This window comes from Kitasatospora sp. NPDC001547 (assembly GCF_042894165.1).
In the GTDB taxonomy this organism is placed as follows: Bacteria; Actinomycetota; Actinomycetes; order Streptomycetales; family Streptomycetaceae; genus Kitasatospora.
The window spans coordinates 1-18,194 of the sequence record NZ_JBIAVL010000024.1; the positions used below are offsets into that span (position 1 = coordinate 1).

General features: G+C 73.0%; 18 protein-coding genes. 11 read left to right on the plus strand and 7 right to left on the minus strand.

Annotated features, from left to right (window positions below; all coding sequences use genetic code 11):
* Positions 1–267: 267 nt before the first annotated feature.
* The 5 genes from ACFY0X_RS30705 (at position 268) to ACFY0X_RS30725 (ending at position 4,644) form a co-directional block, all read left to right on the plus strand.
* Positions 268–852: a GNAT family N-acetyltransferase gene (locus ACFY0X_RS30705; RefSeq protein WP_387759438.1), complete on the plus strand. Its 585-nt coding sequence runs from the start codon at positions 268–270 to the stop codon at positions 850–852.
* Complete coding sequence (locus ACFY0X_RS30710) at positions 849–1,043, plus strand: DUF3046 domain-containing protein (protein ID WP_387759440.1); 195 nt, start codon at positions 849–851, stop codon at positions 1,041–1,043. The genes ACFY0X_RS30705 and ACFY0X_RS30710 overlap by 4 nt, the downstream gene beginning before the upstream one ends.
* A 36-nt stretch (positions 1,044–1,079) precedes the next feature.
* A complete protein-coding gene (locus tag ACFY0X_RS30715) occupies positions 1,080–2,309 on the plus strand; it encodes an AI-2E family transporter (protein ID WP_387759442.1) in 1,230 nt (409 codons plus the stop codon).
* A gap of 195 nt (positions 2,310–2,504) precedes the next feature.
* Positions 2,505–3,629, plus strand: coding sequence for a recombinase RecA (gene recA / locus ACFY0X_RS30720; RefSeq protein ID WP_387759444.1), 1,125 nt, complete (start codon positions 2,505–2,507; stop codon positions 3,627–3,629).
* Positions 3,630–3,633: 4 nt separating this feature from the next.
* Complete coding sequence (locus ACFY0X_RS30725; protein ID WP_387759445.1) at positions 3,634–4,644, plus strand: regulatory protein RecX; 1,011 nt, start codon at positions 3,634–3,636, stop codon at positions 4,642–4,644.
* Positions 4,645–4,701: 57 nt separating this feature from the next.
* Here the strand turns inward: ACFY0X_RS30725 and ACFY0X_RS30730 are convergent, their stop codons facing one another.
* From ACFY0X_RS30730 to ACFY0X_RS30750, 5 genes are all read right to left on the minus strand, one after another.
* A complete protein-coding gene (locus ACFY0X_RS30730; RefSeq protein ID WP_387759446.1) occupies positions 4,702–6,429 on the minus strand; it encodes an FAD-dependent monooxygenase in 1,728 nt (575 codons plus the stop codon).
* A gap of 122 nt (positions 6,430–6,551) precedes the next feature.
* A complete protein-coding gene (locus tag ACFY0X_RS30735) occupies positions 6,552–7,400 on the minus strand; it encodes an amino acid ABC transporter permease (RefSeq protein WP_387759448.1) in 849 nt (282 codons plus the stop codon).
* Positions 7,397–8,047, minus strand: a complete 651-nt coding sequence (locus ACFY0X_RS30740; protein WP_387759450.1) for an amino acid ABC transporter permease — start codon at positions 8,045–8,047, stop codon at positions 7,397–7,399. Before ACFY0X_RS30740 ends, ACFY0X_RS30735 begins: the two co-directional genes overlap by 4 nt.
* A gap of 53 nt (positions 8,048–8,100) precedes the next feature.
* Positions 8,101–9,006 carry a glutamate ABC transporter substrate-binding protein gene (locus tag ACFY0X_RS30745; RefSeq protein ID WP_387759452.1) on the minus strand — a complete coding sequence of 302 codons (906 nt, stop codon included), beginning with the start codon at positions 9,004–9,006 and terminating at the stop codon, positions 8,101–8,103.
* Positions 9,007–9,121: 115 nt separating this feature from the next.
* Positions 9,122–9,895, minus strand: coding sequence for an amino acid ABC transporter ATP-binding protein (locus ACFY0X_RS30750; RefSeq protein WP_387759454.1), 774 nt, complete (start codon positions 9,893–9,895; stop codon positions 9,122–9,124).
* A gap of 392 nt (positions 9,896–10,287) precedes the next feature.
* Between ACFY0X_RS30750 and ACFY0X_RS30755 the strand changes: the two genes are divergently transcribed.
* Both ACFY0X_RS30755 and ACFY0X_RS30760 read left to right on the plus strand, forming a co-directional pair.
* Positions 10,288–11,046, plus strand: coding sequence for a response regulator transcription factor (locus ACFY0X_RS30755; protein ID WP_387759456.1), 759 nt, complete (start codon positions 10,288–10,290; stop codon positions 11,044–11,046).
* A 6-nt stretch (positions 11,047–11,052) separates the two neighbouring features.
* On the plus strand, positions 11,053–12,477 hold the full coding sequence (locus ACFY0X_RS30760; protein WP_387759458.1) for a sensor histidine kinase: 1,425 nt from the start codon (positions 11,053–11,055) through the stop codon (positions 12,475–12,477).
* Between the two features lie 82 nt (positions 12,478–12,559).
* Here the strand turns inward: ACFY0X_RS30760 and ACFY0X_RS30765 are convergent, their stop codons facing one another.
* Positions 12,560–13,579, minus strand: coding sequence for a TAXI family TRAP transporter solute-binding subunit (locus ACFY0X_RS30765; protein ID WP_387759460.1), 1,020 nt, complete (start codon positions 13,577–13,579; stop codon positions 12,560–12,562).
* 96 nt (positions 13,580–13,675) lie between these two features.
* Here ACFY0X_RS30765 and miaB point away from each other — a divergent pair, with 96 nt between their 5' ends.
* Positions 13,676–15,178 carry a tRNA (N6-isopentenyl adenosine(37)-C2)-methylthiotransferase MiaB gene (gene miaB / locus ACFY0X_RS30770; RefSeq protein WP_387759462.1) on the plus strand — a complete coding sequence of 501 codons (1,503 nt, stop codon included), beginning with the start codon at positions 13,676–13,678 and terminating at the stop codon, positions 15,176–15,178.
* 108 nt (positions 15,179–15,286) lie between these two features.
* Positions 15,287–15,985, plus strand: coding sequence for a class III extradiol dioxygenase subunit B-like domain-containing protein (locus tag ACFY0X_RS30775; RefSeq protein WP_387759463.1), 699 nt, complete (start codon positions 15,287–15,289; stop codon positions 15,983–15,985).
* Between the two features lie 4 nt (positions 15,986–15,989).
* Here the strand turns inward: ACFY0X_RS30775 and ACFY0X_RS30780 are convergent, their stop codons facing one another.
* The gene (locus ACFY0X_RS30780; protein WP_387759465.1) at positions 15,990–16,253 is read right to left on the minus strand and encodes an antitoxin; all 264 of its coding nucleotides are present in this window, start codon (positions 16,251–16,253) and stop codon (positions 15,990–15,992) included.
* Positions 16,254–16,431: 178 nt separating this feature from the next.
* On the opposite strand from ACFY0X_RS30780, the gene miaA reads away from it, so the two are divergent.
* On the plus strand, positions 16,432–17,391 hold the full coding sequence (gene miaA, locus ACFY0X_RS30785) for a tRNA (adenosine(37)-N6)-dimethylallyltransferase MiaA (protein ID WP_387759467.1): 960 nt from the start codon (positions 16,432–16,434) through the stop codon (positions 17,389–17,391).
* 228 nt (positions 17,392–17,619) lie between these two features.
* Positions 17,620–18,132, plus strand: a complete 513-nt coding sequence (locus ACFY0X_RS30790) for a hypothetical protein (protein WP_387759469.1) — start codon at positions 17,620–17,622, stop codon at positions 18,130–18,132.
* Positions 18,133–18,194 lie beyond the last annotated feature (62 nt).

Below are 18,194 nucleotides of genomic sequence, written 5' to 3' on the forward strand. Positions count from 1 at the left end.
TGGCAGTCTGAAAATCACCCGTCACGCCCCTCTCCGCACCCACCCCCTGCGCCGCCCCCTTCCGCAGCGCGTCCCTCTCGCTGGGGGAGGGAGGGAGGGAGGGAGGGAGGGAGGGAGGGGTGCGGGGGTGCGTGGGTGGGCGGGTGCGTGGGTGCTGGGGGTGGGTGTGTTGTGGGCGCGCGGGCTCTGCGCTGTGGGCCCGCTGGGGGTGGTGGGGGGTGGGAAATGGGGGTGACGGGGTGGTGGGGGCGGGGTGAGGATCGGGGGATGAGTGATGGGGGCGTGTTCCTGGTGACCGGGCGGTTGGTGTTGCGGCGTTTCACGATGGGGGACGTGGAGCGGCTCGTGGAGTTGGACGGGGATCCGGAGGTGATGCGGTTCCTGACCGGGGGGAGGCCGAGTGCGCGGGAGTGGGTCGAGGGGGAGCTGTTGCCGCAGTACCTGGAGCACTACCGGCGGTACGGGGACCTGGGCTGGTGGGCGGCGGAGGAGCGGGTGGGCGGGGCGTTCCTGGGGTGGTTCGAGTTCCGGCCCACGCGGGAGGGGGAGCGTGGGGAGGTCGAGCTCGGGTACCGGTTGCGGCGGGCCGGGTGGGGGCGCGGGTACGCGACGGAGGGGGCGCGGGCGCTGGTGCGGCGGGGGTTCGTCGAGTCGGGGGTGGAGCGGGTGGTGGCGTACACGATGGCGGTGAACGCGGGCTCGCGGCGGGTGATGGAGAAGAGCGGGTTGTCGTACGTCCGGACGTTCCACGAGGACTACCCGGAGATGATCGCCGGGAGCGAGCACGGGGAGGTCGAGTACGCGGTGACGGCGGGGGAGTGGCGGGCCCGGTCCGGGATACTTGGGGCATGAGGCTGACGGAGTTCTGGCGACGGATGTACGCGCACTTCGGCGAGGCGTACGCGGAGTCGTTCGCGACCGACCACGTGATGAGCGAGCTGGGCGGGCGGACGGTGCGGCAGGCGCTCGAGTCGGGCTGGGAGGCCAAGGACGTCTGGCGCGTGGTCTGTGACACCCAGGGGATCTCCGGCGTGCTGCGCTGAGTGCCGGCTCGCGGGGGCATGGGACAGACTGTTCGGGTGACAAGTAGCGCGGAACAGAAGGATTCGGACGAGCGGGGTGCCGGCGGCGCTTCGGCGGGCGGGGGGCTGTGGGGCGGCGGGATGCCGCGCTGGCTGCCGCGGGCGATGGTGCTGTTCCTGGTGCTGGTGGGGGCGTTCCAACTCGCCGACTGGGCGTTCCGGCAGCTGATCGACCTGTTCGTGATGCTGCTGGTGTCGTTCTTCCTGTCGTTGGCGCTGGAGCCGGCCGTGGACCGGATGGCGGCGAGGGGGGTGCGCCGGGGGGTCGGGACCTTCCTGGTGTTCGTGGCGGTCCTGGTCGCGCTGGTGGGCTTCCTCGCCGCGCTGGGCACGCTGCTGGTCGACCAGGTGGCGAAGATCGCCGGCGACCTGCCCCACCTGGTCGACAACCTGATCGGCTGGATCAACCGGACCTTCCACCAGGACCTCTCGCTGGGCGAGTTGCAGAATCGGTTGCTCAAGGATTCCGGCACCATCGAGAACTACGTCCAGCAGGCCGCCGACAACGTCTGGGGCGTCTCCTCCACCCTGATCGGCGGGCTCTTCCAGGCCTTCACGGTCGGGCTGTTCACCTTCTACTTCACCGCCGAGGGCCCCCGGGTGCGCCGGACGGTCTGTTCGATGCTGCCGCCGGCCAAGCAGGGCGAGGTGCTGCGGGCCTGGGAGATCGCGATCGCCAAGACCGGCGGGTACCTCTACTCGCGGGCGCTGCTCGCGGTGGTGTCGTCCGTCGGGCACTGGGTGATGTTCCAGCTGCTGGGCCTGCCGTACGCGGCGGCGCTGGCGGTCTGGGTGGGCGTCATGTCGCAGTTCGTGCCGACCATCGGCACCTACCTGGCCGGGGCGCTGCCGGTGCTGGTGGCGCTGACGGTGCGGCCGGTGGACGCGCTGTGGGTGCTGGGCTTCGTGGTGGTGTACCAGCAGATCGAGAACTACCTGCTGCAGCCGCGGATCACCGCGCGGACGGTGGACGTGCACCCGGCGCTGGCCTTCGGCTCGGTGATCGCGGGCGCGGCGCTGCTCGGCGCGGTGGGCGCGGTGATCGCGATCCCGGCGGCGGCGACGCTCCAGGGCTTCGTGGGGACGTACGTGCGGCGGTACGAGGTGGCCACCGACCCGCGGATCGACCGGGGCGAGCAGCGGCGGGCCCGTAGGGAGCTGCGCCGGGAGGCGGCCCGGCGGCTGCGCCGGATGGTCGGCGGGGACGGGGGAAGGCGCGGGGAGTGACCCGGGCCGCCGCCCCCGGGGATTCCTCGGGGGCGGCACCGTGCGGACGTGCGACGCTTGAATCGAACAGATGTTCTTTGTACTCTCCGGCCAAGAGTTTTCCACAGGCTGAGCCCGGTCGGGCTCGTTTGTCAGTGGGACGCGCTAGCGTCGAGGACGATGAAGCGCACAGCACAGAACCCGAGGGAAAAAGCCATGGCAGGTACGGACCGCGAGAAGGCACTAGAGACCGCTCTCGCCCAGATCGAGCGGCAGTTCGGCAAGGGCTCGGTGATGCGCCTCGGCGAGAAGGCCAACGAGCCGGTCGAGGTGATCTCCACCGGGTCCACCGCCCTGGACGTCGCCCTCGGGGTCGGCGGCATCCCGCGCGGCCGGGTGATCGAGATCTACGGCCCCGAGTCCTCCGGCAAGACGACCCTGACCCTGCACCTGGCCGCCAACGCCCAGAAGGCCGGCGGCACGGTCGCGTTCGTCGACGCGGAGCACGCGCTCGACCCGGAGTACGCCAAGAAGCTCGGCGTGGACACCGACGCCCTGCTGGTCAGCCAGCCGGACACCGGTGAGCAGGCCCTGGAGATCACCGACATGCTGATCCGCTCCGGCGCGATCGACCTGGTGATCATCGACTCGGTCGCGGCGCTCGTCCCGCGCGCCGAGATCGAGGGCGAGATGGGTGACTCGCACGTCGGTCTGCAGGCCCGACTGATGAGCCAGGCGCTGCGCAAGATCGCCGGTGCGCTGAACCAGTCGAACACCACCGCGATCTTCATCAACCAGCTGCGCGAGAAGATCGGCGTGATGTTCGGTTCGCCGGAGACCACGACCGGTGGCCGGGCGCTGAAGTTCTACGCCTCGGTCCGGCTCGACATCCGCCGGATCGAGACCCTGAAGGACGGCACCGAGGCGGTCGGCAACCGCACCCGCGTCAAGGTGGTCAAGAACAAGGTCGCCGCGCCGTTCAAGCAGGCCGAGTTCGACATCCTCTACGGCGTGGGCATCAGCCGCGAGGGCGGCCTGATCGACATGGGCGTGGAGCACGGCTTCATCCGCAAGTCGGGTGCCTGGTACACCTACGAGGGCGACCAGCTGGGCCAGGGCAAGGAGAACGCCCGCAACTTCCTGCGGGACAACCCACAGCTCGCCGACGAGATCGAGCGGAAGATCAAGGGCAAGCTGGGCATCGGCCCGAAGGTGGAGGAGCCGGCCGAGGGCGGCGCCGAGGCCGCGGTCGCCGCTACCGACGGTGCCGCCGCCAAGCCGATCACCGCGACCGCCACCAAGACGGCCGCGGCGAAGAAGACGGCGGCGGCCAAGGCCTGAGCCGTTGACGCAGCACGACACGGTGGGCGGCGGCCCGGCGGGCCCGGAGGACGACGACTACGGGCCGCCGGACTGGTTCGCCGCGGTCGCGGATGAGCCCGAACCCGAACCGGTGGCCGAGCGGTCCCGGGGAACGCGCTCCCGGCGCGGCCGCCGGTCCACCACGCAGTGGGCATCCGGCCCCGAGCCGGAGTTCGACCTGGCTCCGGCCCGGGCGGTGCGCGGCGCGGCGCCCGGGCCGGGGCCGGCGGAGGCCTCGATCGAGGAGCTCGGTCTGGTCTCCGCCTCCGAACTGCCCACCGGCCGTCGCCGGCGCCGCTCGGCCGTGGCGGCCGAGGGCTTCGAGGCCGCCCGGCCCGCTCCGACCGCGGCGGAGGCCGAGAGCGGCCGAGCCGGGGGCGGCGCGGCCGGTCACGGGGGTGCGCCCGCCTCGGGCCCCCGTCGGGGCACGCGTCGGGGCCGATCCGCCGGGCCGTCCGGGGAGGAGGGCTCCGCCCGTACCTCCCGGAGGCAGGCCGAGGAGTCGGTCGATCCGGAGACCCGTGCCCGGGACATCTGCCTGCGGCTGCTGACCGGTGCCGCCAAGTCCCGCAAGCAGCTCGCCGACGCCCTGTGCAAGCGGGAGATCCCGGACGAGGTCGCCGACGAGGTGCTCACCCGGCTCGAAGAGGTCGGGCTGATCGACGACGCGGCCTTCGCCGCGGCCTGGGTGGAGTCCCGGCACGCCGTCCGGGGCCTGTCCCGGCGGGCGCTGGCCCAGGAGCTGCGCACCAAGGGCGTCGCCGCCGACCTGGTCGAGCAGGCCGTCGCCCGACTCGACCACGACGACGAGACGGACGCGGCCCGCGCACTGGTCGAGCGCAAGCTGCGGTCCACCCGGGGGCTGGACACCCAGGTGCGCACCCGGCGGTTGGTCGGGATGCTGGCCCGGCGCGGCTACTCCGAGGGGCTGGCGTTCCGGGTGGTGCGCAGCGCGCTGGAGGAGGAGCGGAGCGAACCGTCGGGTCGGGAGTAGTGGCCGTTCTGTAGGCGTCCTGGGCTGAGCCCCGCACCAGACCTTCTGGAACAAGCTTCAGGAGACGCCCTGGCTGGGGGTGTCCACCTGCTGGGGAGCGGGCTGCTCGGCCGGGTCGGGGGCCGGGGTGAGCGTGGCCGGGCCGCCGCGGGCGCGGTCGGCGAGGGCGAGCAGGTCCTCGGCGACGGCGCCCTGGGTGACGCCGACCAGGTGGCCGTCCGGGCGGATCAGCAGGACGGTGTGCGGCCCGGCGCCCGGGTACTCCTCGGTGACCAGCACCTCGGCCGGGACGGGCAGTGCGGCGGCGACCTCGGCGAGGCGGGGCATCAGCCCGGCGCCGAGCCAGTGCTCGGAGGACCAGACGGCGGTGCCGGGGGCGACCAGCAGCAGCAGGAAGGCGGTGCCGAGCCGGGCGTGCAGGTGGTCGGGGGTGCCGTCGTCGGCGAGCACCGGGAGGTCCGGGACGAGCACGCCGGGGGCGGTGGCGGGCAGCAGTTCGCTGAGCGAGGTGGTGCCGCGCGCGCCGCGCTGCACCGGGACCCGGCCGGGCACGCCCGAGGGCGCCGCCGGGTAGGCGGGGGCGCCGCCGAACCGGCCGGTGCCGAGCTGGCCGTCGGCGAGCAGCGGGGCGTGCTTGCGGAAGCCGCCGGCCAGCAGGGAGCGCCGGGTCTGCTGCCAGCCGCGCAGCGGGCGCAGCAGCGGCATGGACTGGTCGACCGCGCGCAGCCGGGCGCCGACCGCCCCGCGCCGTTCGGCCTCGTAGCCGTCCAGCAGCGAACCGCCGGGCTGCGGTCCGCCGGAGTGGAGGTGCCAGGCGAGGGCCAGCCGCCAGGCGAGGTTGTCGGCGTCGCGCAGCCCGTCCGTGAGGTTCTGCATGCCGAGCGCGCCGTGCAGGTGGGCGGCGTCGCCGGCCAGGAAGCAGCGGCCGACCCGGAAGCGGGCGGCGAGCCGCTGCTGCGCGGTGTGGTCGGCGGCGGCCAGCAGTTCGAAGCGGGGCAGCTCGCCGCACCAGCCGGTGAGGGTGGAGGTGACCCGGGTGAGCAGGGTGTCGCCGGTGACGATGCCGGGCCAGGTGGCGTGCGGGTCGACAGTCTCGGTGGCGGCGGGCCGGCCGGGGGGCAGCCGCCAGTCGAGCCGCCAGACGCCGTCCGGCAGCGGTCGGGCGGAGGCCTCGCGGTCGCCCCGCCACGGGGGCTCGCGGTGCAGCCGGGCGCCGTCGAAGGGCAGGTCGACCCGGACGGTGGCGATGGCGTTGCGGTCGACCGCCGGGCGGCCGGGGAAACGGATCTTCAGGAGCCTGCGCACCATGGATCTGGCGCCGTCGCAGCCGACCAGGTGGCTGCCGCGCCACCAGGTGGTGGAGCCGTCCTGGGTGCCCGTGGTGCGGACGCTGACGCCGTCCCGGTCCTGTTCGAGCTCGACGACCCGGCTGAGCGGGACGAGTCTGATCAGCGGGGTCCCGGTCAGGGCGTCCCGCAGCCCGCGCTGGAGGCGGTGCTGGGGCAGGTGGAAGGTGGGCGAGTCGGTGAGGTCGATCCGCAGCACCTCCTGGCGGCGGCGCCAGATGGCGAAGGAGTCCCACAGCGCGGAGTCCGATACGGCCCGCGGGTAGCCGATCCGGGTCAGGAAGGCGGCGGTGTCGGCGCCGAGCACCAGGCTGCGCGGGCCCTCGGGGCAGAGCCCGGAGCCCTCGTCCAGGACGATGGTGGGCACCTCGTGCCGGGCGAGGGTGAGGGCCAGGGCCAGACCGACCGGTCCGGCCCCGACCACGATCACCGGGTCCATGAGGGAACCTCCGGGCACGAACCGGCCGATCGGCCGGCGTCAGTTACCGCTGCCGCATATGCCGCGTGGATGCTCCCGGGAGGTGTCACGAAGAGCAATGCAACAGTTCGCCTGCGTGTCCGTCAAGCAGAAGCCGAAGTGCGCCGGTTCGCGCCGCGACGGCCGCGTGCTTCGATCCAGCGTGCGAGCGCGGTCAGCAACAGGCACATCGCGATGTAGATCGGGCCGATCACCAGTACCACGGGGATGTAGGGGAAGCCCGCGGCGTTGAGCGGCTGGCTGGCGAGCTTCTTCCCGACGAACAGCAGCTCGTGGTAGGTGATGACGAAGCCGAGCGAGGTGTCCTTGAGGGTGACGACCAGCTGGCCGATCATCGAGGGCAGCATCGAGCGGACGGCCTGCGGCACCAGGATCGACGTCATCACCTGGGTCTTGCGCATGCCGAGCCCGTAGGCCGCCTCGCCCTGGCCGCGCGGGACGGCGTTGACGCCGCTGCGGATGATCTCGGCCTGGACCGCCCCGTTGTAGAGGGTGAGGCCGAGCACCAGCGCCCACATCGGCTGCTGCGCGAAGAACGCGTAGTAGAGCCCGACGATCAGGATCAGCAGCGGCATCGCCCGGAAGAACTGGGTGAAGGCCGTGCAGGCCCAGCGGACCGGCCGGTGGTCGGAGAGCTGACCGGCCGCCAGCAGCGAGCCCAGGGCCAGCGAGAACAGCGCGGCCAGGCCGAAGGCCTCCAGGGTGGAGACCAGGCCGTCCACGATCTGCTGCTGGACGAAGGTGTACTGGAAGGCGTCCCAGAGGCCGGCGTCGAACTGGCCGTTGTCGTTCAGTGCGCTGAAGACGTACCAGAGGAGGCCGCCGATGGCGAGCACCGAGAGGACGCCGAAGGCGCGGTACCGGGTGCGGGCCCGCGGGCCGGGGGTGTCGTAGAGGACGCTGGCCGATGCCTGGCGCTGGAAGATGCTCATCGGGCCACCGCCAGTCGGGATTCCAGGAAGCGGAAGAACGTGGCGACCGTCGTGCTGATCAGCAGGTAGGCGCAGGCCACCCAGAAGAAGATGGCGAAGATCGAGTAGCCGCGCTCGGAGAAGGTCTGCTGGGCGCTGTACAGCTCGGAGACGCTGAACGCGCCGGCGATCGCGGAGTTCCTGGGCAGGGCGATGAACACGCTGCTCATCGGGCCCAGGACGGTCCGGGCGGCCTGCGGCAGGACGACCAGGGTGAGGGTCTGGCCGAACGTCATGCCGAGGCTGCGGGCGGCCTCCGCCTGGCCGAGCGGCACGGTGTTGATGCCGGAGCGGATCACCTCGCAGACGAACGAGGCGGTGTACCCGCCGAGTGCCAGCACCGCGAACACCAGGTGGCTGAAGTGCACGCCCAGCGGCGGCAGGCCGAAGGTGACGGCGAAGAACAGCAGGGTCAGCGGGGTGTTGCGGAAGAGCGTCACCCAGGTGGTGCCGAAGGCGCGCAGGACCGGCACCGGGGAGACCCGGAAGGCCGCCAGCAGGGTGCCCAGCAGCAGGGCGAGCAGAGCGCTGAGCGCGCTCACCTCGATCGTCTGTAGGAAGCCGTCGCGGAACAACCCGAAGTTGTCCTCCTCGAACAGGAACCCCATCCGGCGGCCCTCCTCTCAGTTCATGGTCGGGAAACCGACGTACGGCGGGTGGATCAGTAGCGCTCGAGGGCCGGGACGTCCGGCGCGGGGGAGCCGGAGGCGCCCAGGGTCGCGTCGTAGGCCTTCTTCCAGTCGCCGTTGTCCTCGTGGGCCTTGAGGGCGTCGCTGATCGCGTCGCGCAGCGCCTTGTCGTCCTTGTTGAGGCCGACGCCGTAGTTCTCCTTGGTGAACGGCTTGCCGACCACCTTGAGCTTGGGGGCGTACTTGGAGGCGTAGCCCTTGAGGATGGCGTCGTCGGTGGTGACGGCGTCGACCTCGCCGGACATCAGCTTCTCGACGCAGGCCGAGTAGGTGTCGAACTGCGTGACCTTCGGGTTGTACTGCTGGATGTTCTTGATCGAGGTCGAGCCGGTGGCGGTGCAGACGTTCTTGCCGCTGGTGCTCTCCGCGCCGGTGATCGAGCTGTTGTCGGCCTTCACCAGCAGGTCCTGGCCGGCGATGTAGTACGGGCCGGCGAACGAGACGGACTTCTTGCGCTCGTCGTTGATGCTGTAGGTGCCGACGTAGAAGTCGATCTGGCCCTTGGCGATGGCCGGCTCGCGCTGCGAGGAGACCAGGGTCTGCCACTTGATCTGCTGCGGGGTGAAGCCGAGGTCGGCGGCGATCATCTTGGCGATCTCGATGTCGAAGCCGCTGCGGTCGCCGCTGGCGACGTCCTCCCAGCCCAGGTTCGGCTGGTCGGCCTTGGCGCCGATGATCAGCTGGCCGCGCTTCTTGGCCTCGGCGAGGACCGGGGAGTCGACCTTGACGTCGGTCTTGACCGCGTAGGTCGGCAGCGCGGGGGCGTTGGCGCCGCTGCTGGCGGCGGTGGAGCCGGGGGTGCCGTCCTTGCCGCAGGCGGCGGTGGCGGTGAGCGCGACGGCACAGAGCGCGACGGCGAGGGTGCGGGACGTCCTCATGAGGGTTCTCCTGGGGGTGGGCCGCGGTGTCAACCGGGCTCTGGAGTCTGGAAGGCGTGCACGGACGGGGCCGGCCGGCGCCGTTGCCGGCGGCGGCCCCGCTGGTCTCGAAGCGTCAGTGGTGGAGGATCTTCGAGAGGAAGTCCTTGGCGCGGTCGGAGCGCGGCGCGGTGAAGAAGGCGTCCGGGGTGTTCTGCTCGACGATCTTCCCGTCGGCCATGAACAGCACCCGGTTGGCGGCGGAGCGGGCGAAGCCCATCTCGTGGGTGACCACGACCATCGTCATGCCGTCCGCGGCCAGCTGGCGCATGACCTCCAGTACCTCGTTGACCATCTCGGGGTCCAGCGCCGAGGTGGGCTCGTCGAAGAGCATCACCTTGGGCTTCATCGCCAGCGCCCGGGCGATCGCCACGCGCTGCTGCTGACCGCCGGAGAGCTGGGCCGGGAACTTGTCCGCCTGCGCGCCGACGCCGACCCGCTCCAGCAGCTCCCGGGCGGTCTTCTCAGCCTGCGGGCGGGGCACCTTGCGCACCTTCACCTGGCCGATGACCACGTTCTCCAGCACGGTCTTGTGCGCGAACAGGTTGAAGCTCTGGAACACCATGCCGACCTCGGCGCGCAGCCGGGCCAGCTCCTTGCCCTCGTCGGGCAGCGGCCGGCCGTCGATGGTGATCGTGCCGGAGTCGATCGCCTCCAGCCGGTTGATCGTCCGGCAGAGCGTCGACTTGCCCGACCCGGACGGGCCGATCAGCACGACCACCTCGCCCTGGGCGATCTCGAGGTCGATGTCCTGCAGCACGTGCAGCGCGCCGTAGTGCTTGTTGACGTTGCTCAGCACGACCAGTGGGGCGGCTGCGGGGGTGGAGTCCTCGACCGGGCTCTCGGTCATCGCGCCTGCTCCCTGCTGTCGTCGAATCAAGCCTGCCCGAGAAGTCTCAACTCCCTTGGGAGGCAATGGTGGTACGAATCCGGGAGCCGCGGCCGGCGGAGCCGCAGCCCCCGGTGGGCCGACCTTAGGAGCCGCGACCGCGCGCCGTCAGCCGATCTGAGCGGAACTTGAGGATCACGAAACGGCCACACGGTGCCTACGTGCTGTTCGCGAGGGCGCCGGAGGGGCATGTCACAGCGGGAATCCGCGCCGGTGCTCCCCGTCCCCCAGGAGCCCGGAGCGCGGTCGAGCCTGGCGCCGGGCCGTTCCCTGGCCCATACTGCGCAGGACCGGGACCTGACCGATCGGCCCGGTGATCACCGGTGATCAGGTGGGGGAAGGAGGAGAACAGGATGCGACTGCTACTCGTCGAGGACGACGAACGCGTGGCCGCCGCGCTGGTCGCGGTGCTGGGCCGGCACGGCTTCCAGGTCCGGCACGCCCGCAGCGGGCACGAGGCGCTGGACGCCCTGGTGCCGGACGGCAACGAGCCCTACCGCGTGGTGCTGCTCGACCTCGGGCTGCCCGACCGCGACGGCTTCGAGGTGTGCAGCCGGATCAGGGCCGGCAGCGGCGTTCCGGTGATCATGGTCACCGCCCGCGCCGACGTCCGCTCCCGGATCCACGGCCTCAACCTGGGCGCCGACGACTACGTCACCAAGCCGTACGACATGGGCGAGCTGCTCGCCCGCATCCACGCCGTGGCCCGCCGCGGCGCCGCCCCCTCCGCGGTGGCGGTGCCCGCGCCCGACACCGTCCCGCAGCAGCGCGGCCCGCTGGAGTCCCGCGGCATCCGGATCGACCGGGAGCGCCGCCGGGTCAGCGTGGACGGCCGCGACGTGCCGCTCACCCGCAAGGAGTTCGACCTGCTCGCGCTGCTCGCCCAGAGCCCGGGCGTGGTCTACCGGCGCGAGCAGATCTTCAGCGAGGTCTGGCGCAGCGGCTGGGAGGGCAACGGGCGCACCCTGGAGGTGCACATCGGCTCGCTGCGCAACAAGCTGGCGCTGCCCGGCCTGGTCGAGGCCGTGCGCGGGGTCGGCTACCGGCTGATCCCCGACCGTCCGGCCCCCGCCGCGACCGAACCGGCCCCGCCCGCCCCCGCGGAGCACTGACCGCACGTGCGCACCCGCCTGCTCGGCATCCTGATCGCCCTCATGCTCTGCGTCCTGGCCGCCCTGGGGCTGCCGCTCGCGGCGGCGGTCGCGGCGGCCGAGCAGACCAAGGTGGTCGTCGACCGGCTCGACGACGCCGCCCGCCTCGCCCAGGACCTGCCCACCTCCGGCGCCGCCGACTCGGCCCGCAAGGGCGACCCGGAACCCGCCCCGGGCGACCTCAGCCGGCAGCGCGCGATCAACGCCGAGGTCCGCCGCTACCACGACCTGTACGGCGTGCGCCTGGGCATCTTCCAGCGCGACGGCCAGGCGATCGCCGCCGCCCCGGCCGACTGGCGGGTGCCCTCCGGCGGCTGGGGCGCCCAGGCCTTCCAGGAGGCGCTGGACGGGCGGCGCAGCCACAACCCGCCGCAGGTCTGGCCGTGGACGCCGGACCGGACGATCACCGTCGCCGCCCCGGTGGTGCGCGACGGCGACGTGGTCGCGGTGGTGCTGAGCGAGTCCCCGACCGAGGCGCTGCGCGCCCGGATGCTGCGCAAGTGGCTGGTGATCGGCGCGGGCGAGGCCGCCGCGATGATCGTCGCCGTGCTGCTCGCCGTCCGGCTCACCGAGTGGGTGCTGCGCCCGGTGCGCACCCTGGACCGGGCCACCCACGACATCGCCACCGGCCGGATGGCCGCCCGGGTCGCCCCCGGCGGCGGGCCGCCCGAACTCCAGCGGCTGGCCCGCTCGTTCAACGAGATGGCGGACCACGTGGTGCTCGCCATGGACCAGCAGAAGGCGTTCGTCGCGGACGCCTCGCACCAGCTGCGCAACCCGCTGTCGGCGCTGCTGCTGCGGGTCGAGGTGCTCGGCCTGGAACTGCCCGAGGGCCACGAGGAGGAGCTCAGCGGCGTCCGGGAGGAGGGCGTCCGGCTGGCCCGGGTGCTGGACGACCTGCTTGGGCTGGCCACCGCCGAGCACGCCCGCCCCGAACCCGAGCGCACCGACCTCGCCGAGCTCACCCTGGCCCGGGTGGACGCCTGGCGGCCGGTGGCCGAGCAGCGCGGCATCGCGCTGCGCTGGGAGGGCCCGGCGCTGGCGATCGGGATGGCCGACCCGATCGGCTTCGGCTCGGCCCTGGACGCCGTGCTGGACAACGCGCTCAAGTTCGGCCCGTCCGGCAGCGAGGTGCGGCTGCGGGTCGCGGTGCGCCGGGACGAGGTCGCGGTGACCGTCACCGACGCCGGGCCCGGCCTCACCGAGGACGAGCTGTCCCGGGCCGGGGACCGGTTCTGGCGCAGCCCGCGGCACCAGAACGTGGACGGGTCGGGGTTGGGGCTGTCCATCGCCCGCACCCTGCTGGCGGCCGGCGGCGGCTCGCTCGGCTTCGCGCCGGTCAAGCCGACCGGGCTCGCGGTGACGCTGGCGGTGCCGCGGCCGGAGAAGTAGCCGCCGGGGCGCGTGCACCGGCGTCCGCCCGCGGAGGCGCGCGCCGGCGCCGGCCCGCGGTCGGGGTTCCGAGGACCGGCCGCTACGGCTTCACGGAGCGGTAGTAGCGCGCCGCGCCGGTGTGCAGCGGCAGCGGGTCGGTGTAGACGGCGGTGCGCAGGTCGACCAGCTGGGCGGCGTGCACCTGGGCGCCGATCTGGTCCCGGCTGTCGATCACCGCGCGGGTCATCCCCTCGACCAGGCGCGGGTCCGCGTCGTCCCGGGTGATCAGCAGGTTGGGCACGGCCACCGTGGCGACGGCGTCCTTCGGCTCGGCGTTGGGATAGGTGCCCTTGGGCATGGTGGCCGCCCGGTAGGCGTCGGTGCCGCCGCCCTCGGCCAGGTGCAGGGCCTCGGAGAGGTCGCTCAGCGGAACGATCCGGATCCGGACGTGCTCGGAGAGGTCGGTGAGTGCGCTGGTGGGCAGGCCGCCGGACCAGAAGAACGCGTCCAGCCTGCCCGCGCGCAGGTCGTCGGCGGCCTCGCCGATCCCCTTCGGCACCGGGACGATGTCGTGGTCGGGGTCCAGCCCGGCGGCGGACAGCAGCCGCTTGGTCACCAGGTTCACCCCGGACTGCGGCAGCCCGACACCGACCTTCAGGCCCTTGAGGTCGGCGGTGCGGCGCACCGGAGAGGCGGCCGGGACGACCAGCTGCAGGTAGTCGTCGTACAGCCGGGCGATCGCCCGCAGCTTCTCCTTGCCGGCGCCGTGGTAGTCGGCCACCGCGTCGGCGGTCGCTATCGCGAAGGTGTCCCGGCCGTCGATCACCCGGGCGAGGTTGTCGATCGAGCCCTCGGAGTTGTCCAGGGCCAGCCGCACGCCCGGCATCGCCCGGGAGACGTGGCCCTGGAGCAGCTGCCCGTACCGGTCGTAGACGCCGCGCTGCACCCCGGTGGCGAAGCGGACCTCGCCGCGCGGGTACCCGGGCGAGCGGCCCGCCGACAGCCACCAGCCGCCGAAACCGGCCACCAGCAGCACCACCACCAGCACCGTCCGCCACAACGGGCTGCGGGCCGCGGTGCGGACGGCGGCGCCGAGACGGGACGGGGTGGTGGGGGCCATGGCAGGGATACTGCCAGGCGCTCCGGCGGAACGGGAGTGGAACGGGGGGTGGAAGCTCCGGGAAAAGCGCTTCGCCACTGCCCGTACCCTGGTCTGGTGAGCGGTGAGAGCGGATTGAAGAGCTACAAGGTCGTCACGCACGGCTGCCAGATGAACGTCCACGACTCCGAGCGGCTGTCCGGCCTGCTGGAGGACGCGGGGTACGTCAAGGCCGGGCCCGAGGGCGACCCGGACCTGGTGGTGTTCAACACCTGCGCGGTGCGCGAGAACGCCGACAACAAGCTGTACGGCAACCTCGGCCAGCTCGCGCCGGTCAAGACCCGCCACAAGGGCATGCAGATCGCCGTCGGCGGCTGCCTGGCCCAGAAGGACCGGGAGACGATCGTCAAGCGCGCCCCCTGGGTGGACGTGGTCTTCGGCACCCACAACATCGGCCACCTGCCGGCGCTGCTGGAGCGGGCCGCGGTCGAGCGCGAGGCCCAGGTCGAGATCCTGGAGTCGCTGGAGACCTTCCCCTCCACCCTGCCGACCCGCCGCGAGTCCGCCTACGCCGCCTGGGTCGCCATCTCGGTCGGCTGCAACAACACCTGCACCTTCTGCATCGTCCCCGCGCTGCGCGGCAAGGAGGAGGACCGCCGCCCCGGCGACGTCCTCGCCGAGATCGAGGCGCTGGTGGACGAGGGCGTCATCGAGGTGACCCTGCTCGGCCAGAACGTCAACGCCTACGGCTCCGACCTGGGCGACCGCGAGGCCTTCTCCAAGCTGCTGCGCGCGGCCGGCCAGGTCGAGGGCCTGGAGCGGATCCGCTTCACCTCGCCGCACCCGCGCGACTTCACCGACGACGTGATCGCCGCGATGGCCGAGACCCCGAGCGTGATGCACCAGCTGCACATGCCGCTGCAGTCCGGCTCGGACCGGGTGCTCAAGGCGATGCGCCGCTCCTACCGGCAGGAGCGTTTCCTCGGGATCATCCGCAAGGTCCGCGAGGCGATGCCGGACGCGGCCATCTCCACCGACATCATCGTCGGCTTCCCCGGCGAGACCGAGGAGGACTTCGAGGAGACGATGCACGTCGTCCGCGAGGCCCGCTTCACCAACGCCTTCACCTTCCAGTACTCCAAGCGCCCCGGCACCCCCGCCGCGGAGATGGCGGACCAGGTGCCGAAGGCGGTCGTGCAGGCCCGCTACGACCGGCTGATCGCCCTCCAGGAGGAGATCTCCTGGGAGGAGAACAAGAAGCAGGTCGGCCGGACCCTGGAGATCCTGGTCGCCGAGGGCGAGGGCAAGAAGGACGACCGGACCCAGCGCCTCTCGGGCCGGGCGCCCGACAACCGGCTGGTGCACTTCAGCAAGCCCGAGGAGCCGGTGCGGCCGGGCGACATGGTGACCGTCGAGATCACCTACGCCGCCCCGCACCACCTGCTCGCCGAGGGCCCGGCGCTCGCGGTGCGCCGCACCCGGGCCGGCGACGCCTGGGAGAAGCGCCAGGCCGCGGCCGCCGCCAAGCCGGCCGGCGTGATGCTCGGCCTGCCGAAGATCGGCGCCCCGGCGGAGCTGCCGCAGGCCGTGCCGGCGGGCGGGGCCTGCTGCGGCGACTGACCCACCGCCCGTGACGGCGGCCCGGGCGGTCCGGGCCGCGCCGCTTCGGTTCGGGGGCGGGCGGGCGAACAGCGGGCCGGGCCGCCGTCGTTGGCTAGAGTGATCCACATGCTGGTAGCCGCCGCCGTGTGCCCCTGTCCGCCCCTGCTCGTCCCCGAGGTCGCCGCCGGGGCCGCGCCCGAGCTGGACGGCCTGCGCGCGGCCTGCGACGACGCCCTGGCGGCGCTGGTCGCGGCCGGACCGCAGCTGGTCGTGGTGGTCGGCACCGGGCCGGCGGCCGAGGTGTGGACCGAGGGCGGGGCCGGCTCCTTCCACCGCTACGGGGTGCCGCTGGTCGCCAAACTGCCCGGCGGCCGGGTCGAGGGGCCGGAGCTGGCCCCCTCGCTGACCGTCGGCGCCTGGCTGCTGGAGCGCGCCGGGGTGACGCTGCCGACGCACGCCTGCGCGGTGCCCGCCGACGCCCCCGCCGACCGGATGCTCGGCCTCGGCCAGGGCCTGGCCGGTCTGGCCGACCGGGTCGCGCTGCTGGTGCTCGGCGACGGCAGCGCCTGCCGCACGGTGAAGTCGCCCGGCTACCTGGACGAGCGGGCCGAGGGCTACGACACCGCCCTGGCCGCCGCCCTGGGCACGGCCGACCTGCCCGCCCTGGCCGCTCTGGACCCGGGCCTGGCCGCCGAGCTCAAGGCCGACGGCCGGGCGCCCTGGCAGGTGCTGGCCGGCGCCGCGGAGGGCGCCGGCCTCACCGGACGGCTGGGCTACCAGGACGCGCCGTACGGGGTCGGGTACTTCGTGGCGTCCTGGTCCTAGGGCTTCAGGAGCGCGGGGGCGGCTGACCCTCGTCGCCCGGCTTCGGCTTGTGGGCGAAGTCGTCGACCGCGTCCTTGGCCTTGCCGGCGCCGTGCTCGATCTTGTCGCTGTACTTGCCCTTGGTCGCCTTGTCGATCGCGCCGCCGGCCTTGTCCACGACCTTCTCGATCTGGTCGCTGTGCTTGCCGGCGAACTCGCCGGCCTTGCCCTTGAGCTCCTCGGCCTTGCCCTTGAGGTTGTCCATCAGACCCATGGCGATCTCCTTCATCCGCTGTCCCCCGGACAACGACCGTGCCCGGCGAAGCGTTCGCAAACCGGACCCGATCGGAGAAATGTCCGGAAAACATCCAGGAAACAGTCATATCGTCGCGCAGCAGCGGGCCGGTGGCAGCCCGGTCCGCACCGGCCCGGGCCCTCCCGGACCGGGCCGGTGCGAGACTGGAGCGGTGAGCAGCTCCAGTACCCCGCGTGTCGCCCCTCCCCGTGTGATCTGCGTCGTCGGCGCGACCGCCGCGGGCAAGTCCGACCTGGCCGTCGCCATCGCCCGCAGCCTCGACGGCGAGGTGATCAACACCGACTCGATGCAGCTGTACCGGGGCATGGACATCGGCACCGCCAAGCTCACCATGGCCGAGCGCGGGGGAGTGCCGCACCACCTGCTGGACATCTGGGACGTCACCGAGGCCGCCAGCGTCGCCGAGTACCAGCGGCTGGCCCGGGCCGAGATCGACCGGCTGCTCGCCGCCGGCCGCCCTCCCGTCCTGGTCGGCGGCTCCGGGCTGTACGTCCGGGCGGCGATCGACGAGATGGAGTTCCCGGGCACCGACCCGGCGGTGCGGGCCCGGCTGGAGGCCGAGCTGGAGCAGGCCGGCCCGTACGCGCTGCACCGGCGGCTGGCCGAGCTGGACCCGGCCGCCGCGGAGGCGATCCTCACCACCAACGGCCGGCGGATCGTCCGCGCCCTGGAGGTCATCGAGATCACCGGGCAGCCGTTCACCGCCAACCTGCCGAGCAACACCGCCGTCTACGAGGCGGTGCAGATCGGCGTCGCCGTGCCGCGGCCCGAACTGGACGAGCGGATCGCGCTGCGGGTCGACCGGATGTGGGAGGCCGGACTGCCGGACGAGGTGCGGGAACTGGAGAAGGCCGGGCTGCGGGAGGGGCGGACCGCCTCCCGGGCGCTCGGCTACCAGCAACTGCTCGACCACTTCGCCGGCGGGTGCACCGAGGAGGAGGCGCGGGCCGAGACCGTCCGGGCCACCAAGCGCTTCGCCCGCCGTCAGGAGTCCTGGTTCCGCCGCGACGACCGGATCAACTGGCTCTCCCGGCCTGCCGGAACCGACCCCGTCGAGCTGCTGGAACGGTCCCTCGAGCTGATCGGCCGTCAGGGAGTTCCGGCCGCGTAGGAAGGGTTTCCGGCCAATCCGGCGGTGCACCTGCGCGCGCAGGCGACCGTGCAGGACGAACCGACGGTCACGGCCCGATCACGTGATGGCCACGGATCACCCGTCGACCCCGGTCAGGCCCGGAACGCCTCCCTGGACATGCCATCATCGATGCCGTAGGGGTCGGCCGGACGGGCCGACCGTGCCCGGCCGCGAGTCCGCTCGTGTCGAACTGTCAGGGGAGGCCGTGTGTCGACGGGTACCGGCCCCGAATCCGGCCAGAGCGGAAGCGTCACCGCCCCGGCCGAGGAGTTCGACGAGTCGACGATGGGCGACCTCCCCGTGCTGACCGGCCTGGAGGCGCCGACCTCCTACGCGGTCGCGGTGCCCGCCCTGGACACCCGCACCCCGCCCGACGCCGCGGTGCACGAGCGGGAGATCCGCCCGCTGCGCCGGCTGCGCTGGTGGCAGACGCTGCCGATCGCCCTGCTGGGCACCCTCGGCTCGCTGATGTTCGCCTTCCCGCTCGCCTTCGGCTCGGCCGGGGCGCGCGCCACCATGGTCGGGATGCTCGGGCTGCTGTTCACCGCCGCCTCGGTCGGCTGGGGCGCGATGGCCGCCCGGCACGCCGGCTACAAGTGGCCGGGGCTGCCGCGCCGGGGCTCCGGCAAGCGGGCCGGCTGGAAGGCGATCGTGGTCTACACCCTGATCGCGGTGGCCGCCTGCGCGCTCGCGGTCTGGCGGGTCGCCTACCTGCGCTGAGCGTGCGCTGAACGCCTCCCGGCGGTGAACGCCTCCCTGCGCCGAGCGGGCGGATCGCCGCT

Excerpts from the sequence above, each read along its gene's own strand:
- ACFY0X_RS30735 (WP_387759448.1), bottom strand. The coding sequence starts at position 7,400 with ATGAGCATCTTCCAGCGCCAGGCATCGGCCAGCGTCCTCTACGACACC.
- ACFY0X_RS30740 (WP_387759450.1), bottom strand. The coding sequence starts at position 8,047 with ATGGGGTTCCTGTTCGAGGAGGACAACTTCGGGTTGTTCCGCGACGGC.
- ACFY0X_RS30705 (WP_387759438.1), top strand. The coding sequence starts at position 268 with ATGAGTGATGGGGGCGTGTTCCTGGTGACCGGGCGGTTGGTGTTGCGG.
- recA (WP_387759444.1), top strand. The coding sequence starts at position 2,505 with ATGGCAGGTACGGACCGCGAGAAGGCACTAGAGACCGCTCTCGCCCAG.
- ACFY0X_RS30750 (WP_387759454.1), bottom strand. The coding sequence starts at position 9,895 with ATGACCGAGAGCCCGGTCGAGGACTCCACCCCCGCAGCCGCCCCACTG.
- ACFY0X_RS30775 (WP_387759463.1), top strand. The coding sequence starts at position 15,287 with ATGCTGGTAGCCGCCGCCGTGTGCCCCTGTCCGCCCCTGCTCGTCCCC.
- ACFY0X_RS30730 (WP_387759446.1), bottom strand. The coding sequence starts at position 6,429 with ATGGACCCGGTGATCGTGGTCGGGGCCGGACCGGTCGGTCTGGCCCTG.
- ACFY0X_RS30780 (WP_387759465.1), bottom strand. The coding sequence starts at position 16,253 with ATGAAGGAGATCGCCATGGGTCTGATGGACAACCTCAAGGGCAAGGCC.
- ACFY0X_RS30765 (WP_387759460.1), bottom strand. The coding sequence starts at position 13,579 with ATGGCCCCCACCACCCCGTCCCGTCTCGGCGCCGCCGTCCGCACCGCG.
- ACFY0X_RS30710 (WP_387759440.1), top strand. The coding sequence starts at position 849 with ATGAGGCTGACGGAGTTCTGGCGACGGATGTACGCGCACTTCGGCGAG.
- ACFY0X_RS30755 (WP_387759456.1), top strand. The coding sequence starts at position 10,288 with ATGCGACTGCTACTCGTCGAGGACGACGAACGCGTGGCCGCCGCGCTG.
- ACFY0X_RS30745 (WP_387759452.1), bottom strand. The coding sequence starts at position 9,006 with ATGAGGACGTCCCGCACCCTCGCCGTCGCGCTCTGTGCCGTCGCGCTC.